This is a genomic window from Endozoicomonas acroporae (assembly GCF_002864045.1).
Lineage (GTDB): Bacteria > Pseudomonadota > Gammaproteobacteria > Pseudomonadales > Endozoicomonadaceae > Endozoicomonas > Endozoicomonas acroporae.
Map to the genome: position 1 here is coordinate 50,253 of NZ_PJPV01000009.1, position 13,078 is coordinate 63,330.

The 13,078-nt window shown below is 46.3% G+C and carries 13 protein-coding genes and 1 other RNA gene; 6 read left to right on the top strand and 8 right to left on the bottom strand.

The window, feature by feature from the left end:
* Positions 1-101: 101 nt before the first annotated feature.
* From CX664_RS01850 to CX664_RS01860, 3 genes are all read right to left on the bottom strand, one after another.
* Positions 102-1,082: a transposase gene (locus CX664_RS01850; RefSeq protein ID WP_101745072.1), complete on the bottom strand. Its 981-nt coding sequence runs from the start codon at positions 1,080-1,082 to the stop codon at positions 102-104.
* A 142-nt stretch (positions 1,083-1,224) separates the two neighbouring features.
* Entirely contained in the window at positions 1,225-1,479 is a 255-nt protein-coding gene (locus CX664_RS01855) for a hypothetical protein (protein WP_101745073.1), read from the bottom strand.
* Positions 1,480-1,659: 180 nt separating this feature from the next.
* Positions 1,660-3,351 carry an Eco57I restriction-modification methylase domain-containing protein gene (locus CX664_RS01860; RefSeq protein ID WP_101745074.1) on the bottom strand — a complete coding sequence of 564 codons (1,692 nt, stop codon included), beginning with the start codon at positions 3,349-3,351 and terminating at the stop codon, positions 1,660-1,662.
* Between the two features lie 445 nt (positions 3,352-3,796).
* On the opposite strand from CX664_RS01860, the gene CX664_RS01865 reads away from it, so the two are divergent.
* Both CX664_RS01865 and CX664_RS01870 read left to right on the top strand, forming a co-directional pair.
* Positions 3,797-6,184 carry a hypothetical protein gene (locus tag CX664_RS01865; RefSeq protein ID WP_101745075.1) on the top strand — a complete coding sequence of 796 codons (2,388 nt, stop codon included), beginning with the start codon at positions 3,797-3,799 and terminating at the stop codon, positions 6,182-6,184.
* Between the two features lie 167 nt (positions 6,185-6,351).
* Positions 6,352-7,047, top strand: coding sequence for a hypothetical protein (locus tag CX664_RS01870; RefSeq protein ID WP_101745076.1), 696 nt, complete (start codon positions 6,352-6,354; stop codon positions 7,045-7,047).
* A 45-nt stretch (positions 7,048-7,092) separates the two neighbouring features.
* On the opposite strand, the gene CX664_RS01875 is transcribed toward CX664_RS01870, so the two are convergent.
* On the bottom strand, positions 7,093-7,884 hold the full coding sequence (locus tag CX664_RS01875) for a hypothetical protein (RefSeq protein WP_145999758.1): 792 nt from the start codon (positions 7,882-7,884) through the stop codon (positions 7,093-7,095).
* A 36-nt stretch (positions 7,885-7,920) separates the two neighbouring features.
* On the opposite strand from CX664_RS01875, the gene CX664_RS26125 reads away from it, so the two are divergent.
* Positions 7,921-8,310 carry a hypothetical protein gene (locus CX664_RS26125; RefSeq protein WP_180966349.1) on the top strand — a complete coding sequence of 130 codons (390 nt, stop codon included), beginning with the start codon at positions 7,921-7,923 and terminating at the stop codon, positions 8,308-8,310.
* Positions 8,311-8,467: 157 nt separating this feature from the next.
* Here CX664_RS26125 and CX664_RS01885 read toward each other — a convergent pair whose 3' ends face one another.
* From CX664_RS01885 to smpB, 3 genes are all read right to left on the bottom strand, one after another.
* Positions 8,468-8,632 carry a type II toxin-antitoxin system VapB family antitoxin gene (locus tag CX664_RS01885; protein WP_244910612.1) on the bottom strand — a complete coding sequence of 55 codons (165 nt, stop codon included), beginning with the start codon at positions 8,630-8,632 and terminating at the stop codon, positions 8,468-8,470.
* A 161-nt stretch (positions 8,633-8,793) separates the two neighbouring features.
* Positions 8,794-9,159, bottom strand: a transfer-messenger RNA (tmRNA) gene (gene ssrA, locus CX664_RS01890).
* A 285-nt stretch (positions 9,160-9,444) separates the two neighbouring features.
* Positions 9,445-9,924, bottom strand: coding sequence for an SsrA-binding protein SmpB (gene smpB, locus CX664_RS01895; protein WP_101745079.1), 480 nt, complete (start codon positions 9,922-9,924; stop codon positions 9,445-9,447).
* A 511-nt stretch (positions 9,925-10,435) separates the two neighbouring features.
* Here smpB and CX664_RS01900 point away from each other — a divergent pair.
* The 3 genes from CX664_RS01900 to CX664_RS01910 all read left to right on the top strand — a co-directional run bounded on the left by CX664_RS01900 (position 10,436) and on the right by CX664_RS01910 (position 12,622).
* A complete protein-coding gene (locus tag CX664_RS01900; protein ID WP_101745080.1) occupies positions 10,436-11,794 on the top strand; it encodes a sodium-dependent transporter in 1,359 nt (452 codons plus the stop codon).
* Between the two features lie 77 nt (positions 11,795-11,871).
* Positions 11,872-12,303 carry a type II toxin-antitoxin system RatA family toxin gene (locus tag CX664_RS01905; RefSeq protein WP_101745081.1) on the top strand — a complete coding sequence of 144 codons (432 nt, stop codon included), beginning with the start codon at positions 11,872-11,874 and terminating at the stop codon, positions 12,301-12,303.
* Positions 12,296-12,622, top strand: a complete 327-nt coding sequence (locus tag CX664_RS01910) for an RnfH family protein (RefSeq protein WP_241693387.1) — start codon at positions 12,296-12,298, stop codon at positions 12,620-12,622. The genes CX664_RS01905 and CX664_RS01910 overlap by 8 nt, the downstream gene beginning before the upstream one ends.
* Before the next feature lie 41 nt (positions 12,623-12,663).
* On the opposite strand, the gene CX664_RS01915 is transcribed toward CX664_RS01910, so the two are convergent.
* A complete protein-coding gene (locus tag CX664_RS01915) occupies positions 12,664-13,038 on the bottom strand; it encodes an outer membrane protein assembly factor BamE (protein WP_101745082.1) in 375 nt (124 codons plus the stop codon).
* Between the last annotated feature and the right edge of the window lie 40 nt (positions 13,039-13,078).

Genomic DNA, 13,078 nt, shown 5'->3' on the forward strand with positions numbered 1-13,078 from the left:
CAGAAATGTTCACTTATGAGCTGCCAGAGTCTATAGCGTAGTGAAGGACAGGAGCTGAAGTTAGAGTTCTCTTCAGTTTCAACAATATGGCGGACGGAAAGTTAGCCTGCAAATAGCAAAGCGCTGGTACTCTGACCATGTACCCAAGACTTTCCCACTTTCTCAGCATAACTTTTCAGTGATGCCAGCGTACCAACAGCCCGATAGAAACGGTTATTCCACTGCATGGTTTTAATCCACTCATCCGGCGAAATATCAAAAAACTTAAGTATTGAGGGAACGTTGTCGTTTAAACAAGCTCGCTTACCTTGACGTACAATTCCTCCCGACCAGCCAACCAGTTCAAAATAACTACTGAGTGCATAAGGCAATGCATGGTCAGGGTTTTGTCCTGGCTCTTTGAAGGGCTTCAATTTGGCAGGTTGCTTTTTGCCGGATGGAGCTGAGTAGTATTTCGTCCGTTTGCTGATAGAAGTGTATTCAGAGGTCTCTGGAGATTTCACCATTTTGGCTCGAACAGGGTTTAAATCGACATAGGCCATACAAGTCAGCAGAGCCGCTTCGTCGAGCAGCGCCTGGCTTTTGTAACGTCCTTCCCAGAACCTTCCCTTACAGTTATCCTCTTTATTGGCTTTTCTGGCCAGATGTTCGTTGAGGCATCTCATAAACCAGCCGATATCCATCAAACGACAACGATATTCTTCAGCAAACTCATCCACCCGTAGCCTGTCTGCCTCGCGCAATTGTTTGCCAGAGAGAAATCGTTGGACCAGCATCGGGCCTGAAAATAGGGAAGACCAACGAGTGAGAATCTCATTGGTAAACCAGCTCCTGGCCTGTTTACGGTTGATATAAAGCACGATGTTGTAATGATTGGACATGACCGCATAAGCACAAACTTCCAATGCAAAGATTGACGATAGTTGTTGAATTCGGTCTTCCACCCATTGGCGACGGTGTTCGCAGTTCTTGCCGGAAAACGAATCTTTACCACAGAGAAAGGCTTGACGAACGCAGCGAGCCATGCAGTGGTAATAAGGTGTACAGGCTGGGTCTATCAAATTTTTCCGAGCAGTCGTCATGACTTTAGTAGCGATCTTTAAGTTTTTGATGCTTAAAAAGTAGTCGAGATGTCTGAATGATCAAGAAAAATGTGGATGTCTTATTTTTCTCAGTGAAGAGACTCTGGCGGCTGTGACCATCAGGCTGTAAAAGTAACCGCTTTCACGCCTCCGCCAGCAACGCTCGCCACTCAACCAACTTCTCTTCCAAATCAGCAATATGCGCCTCCAGCCCAGCCAGTTCCTCTTCACCAATGTGCAACCGGTCACGAACATCATGGTGCCGCTTCACCCGCCGTTGCAAAACCGACAGCTCCTCTTCAGCCACCATCACCCGCACTGCCATGGACGGGATAGAGGAGTAACTGATCTTGCCCTGGTTGTTTCGTGGTACCTGTGCCAGATGGATACGATCCATAGCAACGTCTCCTTTGATATCACTTCTGCTGAGCGTAGCAGACGATTAGAAAACAATGGTACTAAGTTCAGAAACGGTATCCCATCCCTAATATGGGAAAAATGGTTCAGTAAGGCATCTATTGGTACAGCATTCAAAGATGGCGCTGCTACAGCTCACGTTGGAGCACATATTGGTATTTTATAAAGAGGCCAGGTTACCAGGCTTGATCGTGAAGGAAGGGATTACTGGCTGAAAAATAGCCGACACCCGACGATTAGTCTCCTCCTGAGATGGCAGCGAGTTTCCTTTTGCTCCATGCCCTAAAGCTTGCAACTGCTCTGTTGTCGGGTAACGCAAGTTTCTCAGGTCCGTGGCGTTGACCTGGGTGTGCCCGTTAAACTGCCGAAAATATTGATCAACAATGGTGCTATTCAAAAACAGCCATAAGCCTCTGGCAAGATCCTGCGGCAACGGTTTGCCCAAGGCATGAAAATAGTTGGTTTTATTCTCAAAGCCTACAACGTCTACGTCAGCAACAGACGGTTCATAGAGGGAGGCAACAATCCGGCGTTTTTCTTCTTTTGCTGTCAGTCGTTTGGTCAATATATAAGTGCCGTTGGGAACCATCAGTTTGGCGGTTTCACTGTTGTTAAGCAGGGCATTCGGTTTTTTTACATTGCTTATTGGCCATACGATAGAACCATTTTTTAAATGCATGGGATAAATCAGTGGCACAGTCTGCGCTTTGGGCTCCATTCTGAGGTTATCCCTGGTCCTGAAATCAACCACTTTTCCGGTGCTGACATCAAGACCCAAATCAGATAATGAGCACGGCAAACCGCCCACCTTAACGGCGATATCGGCTTCCTGCTCTGAGGTTACAATATGGATAAAACGGTCTGGATTATCTGAATTAACCACTTCATGGAAAGGGGTGATTCGAATAATCGGGTTTGGGTCTTCAGCACAACTGCTGGATGAAATTTCCACATCCCCCTGTGGCTCCCCCTTTACCAGGTGGAAAATCACATTTTCCTGCAGGACTTTGTCGCCTTTAAACGCTTTCGTACGGCTGTTGAATACCCGGATTTTCTTCAGTGCGGTATCCTCTAACAGGATATCCCTGAATCCTTTAAAGTACGGGCCATTGCAGAAACTGCGAGGGGTAATGGCCACCAGTTCACCACCAGGCTCAAGAAGCTTGATGGCAAGTGCAACAAAGGCGGAATAGAGGTTGCCGGTCTCGATGCCTACCTGCTGGAGTAACTTTCGATGGCGGCTTTTACTGCCGATCTTGAAATAAGGTGGATTAAGAATCGCCTTGTTGTAACGAATTATAGGGGTTGCATCGACATAAATCGCCTGCAGTTGATTGACAGCACTCTCAATAAAATCGGCCGGGATAATATTGCTGTGCCACTGAATCTTTTGCTCCCCTGCAACCTCGGCAAACAGAGCCATGCTATTGTGCAAGTTATTAATCAGAACCTTGTCGGTTTCGTAGGCGGTAGCGGTAATTTTATTGACACCGCCTTCCTGAACCACTCTTTGCAAAAAAGCAGCGGTTAGGGAGCCAACACCGGCCCCTGCGTCCAGCAATGAGATATCGCCGCTGAGATTATCAAACATGGACGCCAACAGCTCAGCTGTTGGAGCGGGTGTCATATACTGACCTTGCTCGCTCCGTTTGGCTTGATCAAGTTTCAAGGCGGCTTGTTGCCGAATATCATCAATAATGTGTAACAAGTCCCTGAAGTCTCCATGCTTTGCTGGTCGTAATGAATCTGACAGGCTAATCGGGGCATCTGCGTTTACCAGAAAACCCAGACTGTATAAAAAAACAGTTAAAACATAATGGCAAAGCTGGCCGGAAGCAATCGGGATTTTCATTATTTAAATCATTTATCGCTTCGATAGAGGGTTGATTCTAGGAGCCTGTCGGACTTAAGCGTCCGTCTAGGCGACCCCGTAGCGAGGATTGCGAGAAATTGAGGATAAAAATTTCTGCTTCTGAGGAGAATAGCGGGGCTATTTGACGAAGAAGCAGGAATTTTTAGACCAATTTATCGCAACCGCAGTAGGACAGTCTTAAGTGCGACAGGCTCCTGGCGGTTTATTATATAAGTAGTTTTGAGAATTTCCCCCTGCGGAGAACTAATAGGTACTATTATTCCCAATAAACCGTCATTTAAACGCACTCAAAGGAGTATAAAATAACTTTTTTATTCAGTAATTTATAAATTAATGATGAATTCCCTGAGCTGAAATTGAATTTTTTGGACTCACAAAACTCCAACTTTAATTAACTCAAGTTATTTAAGTCAGGGATTATCAAGTGGATACTAATAACCAGCTCTTACTATACAAACTGGACACACACTATTCTTCTGCTGCCCGCCGTGGCAGTGACTCTGCCCATACAGAGCAACAGACTTGCCACCGGAGAGATGAAGATCCCGGTCAAACATTTAATTTCAGAAAGAGTTTTGCGTCCACTCCCACCCGGAAAAGCCTCGACAATTACAATCCCCGGGTTGTCAGCCAAGTACACACTTTTCTCCCGGGCACTGGCAAAACTCCCGCTCTGGAACATGAAAAACTGTTCGGTATGATGATGCCAGAGATGGAAAAACCAGCACCCAGAAAGAAGAGGAAAGAGCCGGAAAGGCCTAAAGAGCTGGAAAGGCCTAAAGAACCTGAAAGCCCTAAAGAACCGGAAAGGCCTAAAGCGCCACCTTCCCGGAAGCAAGCTGATGAGATTGAAATTTCAGACTCAGAGCTGGATGAACTGTTCGATGAAGATATAGCACTCCCTTTTATTCCTGAATTACCTGATCAGGGTTATCAGACGTTTGAAATTAAACTTTCCCAGAATTTGAGAAAAATCAGAGAGGGGAGGGGACAAAAAGCCATTCTGGAATTAAAAGAGCTATTTACTTTCAGGGCTCACGATTTTGTCTCTCCCGATAAGGAAAAAGCAGCACATCATTTTACTGAGTTCGTACGACGCGTGTATCAGCTCGACAGACAAATGCCAGCAGGAATGAAAGCAAAGGGCGAAATCATCAGGCATGCGATCGATCAAATGACCGAGAAATTGGCCATGCTGATGGATGATGTCAGAACTGCCTGCATATCGGAAGCCTTCAGCAACCCCACGTTTAAAGATGCTCTGGAGAAGGTTGAATCGGATACCGATAAATCTCTTCTTCGCAGGTTACAGACACTTTCCGCTTTTAACTTCATGAGCAATGAAGTAAACGCACTGGTAAGAGACTCTGGAGTTTCTATCCCTTCTGCTCCAGATGGCAGAGACCCGGGCTCTGATTCTGGTGTCAATCAGCCAGACTCAAACAATGATGGCCAAAAAGAGTCTGTAGCCGACGCTCTTGACCAACCACTGCCAGGTAATAAAAAACACAAAAAGCAGGACAGCACAGAAACTGCCAGTAAACACACAACCTCTCTGCTTTCAGAAGTGGAAAGAAAGCGCCGCGAAGCCATAGATAAAGAAATGGAGGAGGTAGACAGAACACTTGAAGAGGGGGGGAAATTCCTTGAACAGTCCAAAAAGAACAAAGAAGAAGAGGCAAAGCCAGAGCCAGTGATGTCGAAACCATCTACTCCACAGCCTGCAGCAAAACCTGTCACCAGCAAACCACCTGTTGCCAGGGAAACACCAAAGCCTGTCACTGTCACCAAAACCTACCCATCAATCGCCGACATCCGCAAGCTTAAGGGGGATATGGCTATTGCAGATGCGGTGCTGAAGTTTGTAGAAAACTGTCAAAGCGAGCCTGAAAGAAAAGAGCTGGATCAATTTCTGGAAGAGCGCTGTGCAGAAAAATCAAAAGCCATTGTCAGTGATCTTAACCGGGTCAAACAGCAGGCAATGAAACCCAGCGAATGCGTCCACAAGTTTTCAGAAACCGTAGGCTACCGCCAGATTGCCGAAAAGATTGCTCCACCCTCGGCAAGAAAACTCTCTGAAATAGCAGACAATAAAAAAGTGCCTGGCAACGGCAGCAATATTGATGGAACAATGCTGCACCTGCTGAAACAATCAGTGGTCTTTCCAAAAAGCTGGGATGTCAAAGGGGATCCGGCAAAATGGACTCGCGAGGAATTTTTGGCTGAGTTTGACAAAGGAGCCTCCAGACACTCAGAGAGTCAGCGCCAATGTGTCCGGAAATACGCCGATGATATATTACGACTCTTTAAGCTGAAGCAATATCCATTCGGCTGGGGGTATGACAAGGAACGCAAAGCATCTCCTGCTGATCAGGAATTCGAGCTTATGGCAAAGGCGATGTACGACGATTTCATTGGCAGGCCCTTATTTGATTACAGAGACTGCAAGCGGCTGGAACTATTCACAGCTCAGCAAAGACACACATTTCTGGAGACACTTTTTGGCTCAGAAGTTATATCCACACTTAAACAGATCGTTGAAGGAGCCGGGACAAACACAAAACGACCACCAACCAGCGTTGAAAGAGCCAGGGCCGAGCACATCAAAAGCATGGTCATTGCCTTGTTCCATGACAAGCCGACAGGTGGCTATTATCTTGTGGTTGGCAGAAGTGATCAGAGGCAGGCCTTCCCTGTTAAGGTGAGAAATCCACTGGCTCTTGACTGCTTTAATCAGGAGAAAGGGAGTAACTGCATATATAAGGCAATGGGATTACCTGCGATTTCGGACAACTGGAATGCGGTCAGATAAGTGAGTCAAATCTGCTGGCTGAAATAAAACAGTTTGTGAGGGAATGGTTAAGAGGTAACAGGGAATTGGACTATTAACTGTGTAGCAGCCAGGAAATTTCGTAAATGGAACTTTTTTGTAAACTTAGGATCAAAAATCATAGGTAAATAAAATTTAATGACGATCTTATGCTAACCAATATTTCAAATAATCAAACAGAATTATTGCCCAAAGCTCCACCGCAATCAGCAAACTCAACAGAAGACCAACAGCGACAACCTGGCAATTTCAACTATGTGCCAGTTGAGGCGATTCAAACTAAAGCAAATGAACTGGCTCAGCCTGACGAACTCCAACTGGAACAGACATGCCATAATACCAACAAATCTATTGATCAAAGGGCTATCGAAGATTTACAGCGCCCAATTCAATTCAAGAATATGGAAGCAATAGTAAATCCTGATAAATATAAGAATTTTATATCAATTTACAACTCAGGCATATTTGAACATTCTTATACACGTTATGAATATGACCACCGCTCAGGGTTTAATTATGAGCCAAAGCAAGTAAATATAAAAAATCTCTATGCAATTATGAATCTGAGTAACACAACCCTTAAATACAGTGATAAAGTATACCCTTTGCTCACAGGGTTATTTGAAAATGGGCATGTATTTCTTATGGCACCTCGTAAAGCCTGTAATATTGTAGAAGATCCAAATAATCCCAACAATGTTTTATTTAAAGGAGATCCATCTGCTTTAAGAGTTGATGCCATTTATTCGGGGAGGACTTTTCAGGAAGTAGAGAACCTAATAAAGATAGTTCATGATAATACTCCACTATCAAACCACATCTCTCATATTCTTGAGTATGAATAGCAAGTAAGGCGCTTTAAAGTTCCTGCGCCGCACTTGAACCAAACGTTATGCCTCCTGTTGACAGATAGTGCCTCTTTCGCAATCAAATATGACTACTGGAAGTTTCAAGCCTAATATCTGCTCCGATTTTTTTCTAAATTCTAACCCATCGTGAATTATTTGATTTTTTTCATCATAAAGTTTGTCATGTCGATTAAAGGTAATTAATATGGCCATTACTGACTCAGTGGTGTATTCGCAAACAACTTCATTATGATTAAACCTACTTTCAATTAAATGAGCATTTTCTACCATATAATCTTTTAGCTGTCTGGTGGTTTGAAATAGTTTTTTATTTTCAATATTACAACTCAAAGCAAAGCTACCAGCACAGCCCGGATTAATAATTTTACCTCTCCGAATAGATATGTTTTCGTAGGCTTTTTTTGTATAATCCCATTGCAGAAAATGACCCTGACTATCAACAGGTATTGAACCAACATCACTGTCGGCAATGACATGAAGTTTCGCCTTGTCTGCATCAATGAGAAAACCAATATTTCGATATAGTTTTTGTTTTGGGCAAGGGGCCAAAAGTGAGGTCGCAGCGCACTTCACGACCTTATCTTCCGAGGTAAGTTGAACAAACTCCTGCTCTAATCTGACAGAATCCACATGGGTCGAAGAATTAACAAGCATTTTTGCCAGTAATTTTCCACCACGTAACTTTTCATTAAGTAAAGTATTTAAATCTGAAATAGAAGAAGTAGGGGTTACTGCTTCTTTTTCAGTTCTTGATAAAAAAGTTGTTGGATCGGTCCTTTGTTTTTGAATTATTTGGTTTAAACTTGGGTTCATATAGTTTTAGTCCTAGATTCGATTAGAGGTTCATAAATGCTAACGCTTTCTGCTGCCAACAATTCCGTGCCAACTATACCATCACGGAATCCGGAGCCTCTCTCGATATTTTCACAGTTGAGGAAGGTTGGATCAAAAGCCAATCTCTCACTTCAAGCTGGATTAGTCGCATCCTTTGCCTGTGATGAAATTCGCCGGAAGCATGAATTGCCTGCCAAGAACTTTGCTTTCGATAACCTGCCTGATGGTCAACGTCTTGAATACTTTAAACTCAACGATTTTGGCATTACTGCCCAGGATGTGTTAATCCCGATAGTCATATTTTCTGCCAGTGTTGGCCCGTACAAAATGTACGAAATTTGCAAATATTTACACGACAGGGCATGCAGATTTTATGATGCTGCAATTCGACAATTGTCTCAGTAATGGTCTCAATATCCCCCATGCCATAGGGTTTGTCGCTGTGGTCGGCTCCGGCGCTGAATACCCAGCACTTTCTGTCTGGCAACTTCATGCCATTGAAATAGTCAATCCAGACCGATGAATCCACCATCATCATTTGTCGGTTCTCATCTCATCCAGATCACCTTCCCAGTTCAGCTTGCCACGATACCTCTGATTTTTTCCTGCTTTTCAGCTGTATCAGTGCTTTCAGCCCCGCCTCTACCGCTTCTTTCTTGGTCGTCAGTCCGCTGGCATTTAACGCTTCCTGCATCAGTTCATCATCAATAACAATATTTTTTCTCATGAATCACCAGTGTGTATAAATATTTCTATTTGTGTGTATTGAGCCAGTCCGACTCACACCAAAGAAATCCAGTTGGACACTTTCTGGACGATTAGACAAACCTACCTTCTGTCCAGGCATAAAAAAAACCTCGTAGATCAACAACCCACGAGGTTTGTATGTGGTGGAGGCGGCGGGGCTTGAACCCGCGTCCGCCAGCTCTACGCCTTCGGCTCTACATGCTTAGTTTCCGTTATTAAGTTAACGCAGAACGACCCAACGGTCAGGGTGACACTGCGCGATCCTGTGGATTTAACCCACCGGCTCCAGGAAGACCGATGTGGCGATTCTATTTTCGGTAACGATCAATTTCCACCCAACAGACAAGACAGAGTGATCGGGAGAAAGCTGTTATTAGGCAGCCATTGCTCCGTTGAAGCTATTATCGTTAGCAACTACACGTTTGTAGCGTTTTGATTTACGAGAGCCGCTACGCCCTCGACATGCACCTTGGGTTTCGTAACCGTCGTCGAATCCTGATCGCCCCCAGTAACAAAACTATGTCGTATTTATGCCAAAAGTGGATAGCAAATGCAACTGCGTTTAGTACATAAGTATTTTTACACTGTAAAAAATACCATTGTCGTTAAATTTTTCTGAGAAAGACTTTAAGCGCCTTCTGTATGAGGTACTGAGCCGGGAAACCGATCGCCAGCTGTTTTTATTCACTGCACAGGCACTGCTCAAGAACAAGTCCCGAATTCAATAGCCAGGTGAATTGCATTAAGAAAAAGGAGTAAGCGGCACACAGTGAAACCGTGTGCCGGGGGTTATCAGCCGCGGTGCATAACCCGCTGCTTTTCAATATTCCACTCACGCTCTTTGGTGGCTGCACGCTTATCAAACTCTTTTTTACCCCGGGCAAGGGCGATCTGGCATTTGATCAGATGGCCTTTCCAGTAGAGTTTGGTGGCGATGCAGGCGTGGCCTTTTTGCTGGGTTACCGAGAACAGGTTGGCCAGTTCTCTACGGTGCAGCAGCAGTTTACGGTCACGCAGAGGGTCTGCCACAACATGGGTGGATGCGGTGATCAGCGGTGTGATCTGGGCACCAATCAACCAGGCTTCGCCATCTTTGAGCAGGACGTAACTGTCCACCAGCTGGACTTTGCCCTGCCGGAGGCTTTTCACTTCCCAACCGGCGAGGGAAATGCCTGCTTCGAAAGTCTCGTCGATATGAAAATCGTGACGGGCTTTCTTGTTGACGACGATGGATGAGTCGCCCTGTTTGCCTTTCTTTGAACTTTTTGCCATGGCGCGGATTATAGGAGCAGCTAAATGTAAAGTCACTAATTCTGCGGGATCCGGACGGGTTTCGACAATAGCGCCGGATCAACGAAGGTTTAGCATAGTGAATATTTTTGCATTTAATAACCTTAATATTTAAAAAACTCTATTTTAACCAATTAGACGGAAAAAACGGTTGAGATGAAGTGCCTGACCGGTACAATAGCGACCAACCTGTGTGATCTTCTCCGCTCTTCCATCAGCATGCTGTTTCATCTGAGGTAGTCTTTATCGCTGATTGTTCGGTTTGGAGGTTTACCGGGATTGTGTTGTTCCCGTGAAAATCTCGCGTGGCAATTGTTCAAGAAGCAAGAAGCCGTCTGAAATGCAGCGTTGCTGTTCTGGTTTTTGACAACCGGTCTTATTGATAAAGATGGTCGCAGCTGTATCTTATCCATAAGAATTATTCTGTGTTGTTAGACCTCACCTGCCTTTCAAACAGCCTCGGAGTAAAATAATTCGACTCATTGGGGAACTCATGTCCGGACAAAATCCAACGACATCGAAAAAAACCTGGGCCAACCGCTGGACCTTCCTGCTGGCCGCCGCCGGCTCTGCCATCGGCCTGGGTAATATCTGGAAATTTCCATACATCGCCGGGCAATATGGCGGTGGCGCCTTCGTTATGCTTTATCTGCTGTGCATCGCCGTTATGGGTGTGCCTCTATTGATGGCAGAAACGGCCATTGGCCGTCATACCCGCCTGAGCCCCCTGAATGCCATTCGCAAGCTGACCAGTGATCTGGGAGCCAGCAAACTGTGGGGCATTATCGGCTGGATGGGTATGCTGGCGGGCTTCCTGATTCTCTCTTTCTACAGTGTTATTGCTGGCTGGTCCCTTTCTTATGCCTGGGACATTGTGACCGGGGCCTTCAGCGGCATGAACACCGATCAGGTGGGTGATGCTTTTGGTGGGCTGGTGTCATCGGCACCACGTCAGATCTTCTGGCACACCGTCTTTATGGTGATCACCCTGGTGATTACCGCCCGAGGTATCCATAAAGGTCTTGAGAAAGGCCTGCAGGTGATGATGCCCGCTCTGTTCGCCTTGCTGCTGATCATGCTGGGCTACAGCATGCTGGAAACCGGACAGTTTATGCGCGGTTTTGACTTTATGTTCTCCGTGGATTTTTCCAAGGTGACCGGTGAAGCGTTTGTTGCTGCTTTGGGTCAGGCATTCTTTACCCTGAGTCTGGGTATGTGCTGCCTGATGGCTTACGGCGCTTATATGCCCGCCAATAACTCCATTCCAAGAACCGCCATTAACGTTGCCGCTCTGGATACCCTGATGGCAATTATCTCCGGCCTGATTGTCTTCCCTATCGTATTTGCCTATGGTTTAGAGCCCTCTGCCGGACCAGGCCTGCTGTTTGTCTCCCTGACGGCCGCCTTTGTGCACATGCCGATGGGTGAGCTGTTTGGCTTCCTGTTCTTTGTTCTGGTGGGTATTGCTGCGCTGAGTTCGGCTATCTCTCTGGTTGAACCGGCACTGGCCTGGCTGATCGAGCGCACACCACTGAGCCGTACCGTCGCCACGGTGATTCTCTGTGCTGCCATCTGGTTTGTTGGCCTGGGCACCGTGTTCTCCATGAGTGGTGACCTGACCTTCACGCTGTTCGGGAAGAACTTCTTCGACCTGTTGGATTACTTCACCAGTAATATCCTGCTGCCTGTGGGCGGTCTGCTGATCTCCATCTTCGCTGGCTGGATAATGAAGCGTTCAACCTTGATGCATGAGCTGGGCCTGAGTGTGGGAGTGTTCAACCTGTGGCGTGCCATGATCCGTGTGATCGTGCCGCTGTGTGTATTGACGGTGTTGATTACCGCGCTGTTCTAGATCTCAGACACTGTCTATTAATCCAAGGGCCGGAATAGGTTATTCTATCCGGCCTTTTTTTATGAAAGGCGCTTTGTATGCCAAGGATTTCCCGTTCCGCACTGGTCATGTATTCCGCTGAACAGATGTATGATCTGGTCAGCGATATTGAGTCGTATGCAGAATTTCTGCCGGGGTGTGCCGGTGGTCGTATTGACCGCCAGGAAGGCTCACAGTTGGAAGCCACGCTGCAAATTGGCAAGGCCGGATTGCATCATAGCTTTTCCACAAGGAACCAAATGATTCCCGGGAGGTCTATTGAGATGCAACTGCTGGAAGGGCCATTTAAACACTTATCCGGTATCTGGACATTTCAGCCCCTGGCTGAGGATGGCTGCAAGGTTTCCCTTGAGCTGGAGTTTGAGATGAGCAATAAGCTGACTCAGGCAACACTGGGTGGTCTGATTAGCCACATGATGAATGCCATGGTTGATGCCTTTGGCAAAAGAGCGAAGCAGATTTATGGCTAAGATGTTAATGGATGAACCCACTATCCACGTAGAAGTGGCCTATGCAAGAGCCCATGAGCAGAAGATTATCGCGCTGCAGGTTAAAGAGGGAACTACAGTTCTGGAAGCGGCCAGGGAATCGGGCATTGTTGATTACTTTCCGGAGATTAATCTGGTCGAGGCGAAACTGGGCATCTTTGGCAAGGCCGTGTTAAAGCCCGCAGAACAGGCACTGAAAGAAGGCGAACGGGTTGAGATTTACCGCCCCTTGATTGCCGACCCGAAAGAGGTTCGCAAACGCAGGGCTGAACAGGCGAAACAGAAGAATTCTGTACTGTAATAACTGAGGATGATGTTCTTCAGGAGTGGTATCAGCAGTGATTACTGCTGATTACTACCGGGTACCAGGTCACCTTGAATGGAATGGAGTTGATCGTTTACGAAAAACAGCGTAACCGTCTTCTGCTCACGGCTCTTACCACCGGGCTGCAAGCTGTAGATGTAATCCCAGCGATTGCTGTTAAACGTATCCTCGATCAATGGCGTACCCATGACATACTGGACCTGGGCTCGGGTCATGCCCGGACGGAGCTGGTCAACCATCTCCCGGGTAATGACATTTCCCTGCTGAATATCAATTTTATAGGCACCGGGGAAACTGATAAGCTTCGAACCACTGTCCGTGGAGCTGGCGCACCCTGTCAGAAGGGTGGCTGAGAAAAGTGCGGCGGCCAGGGCGATCGTGGTTTTTGGCATCGGTTTCAGACTTCCACTATCTTGCTCAAAAATGACTAGC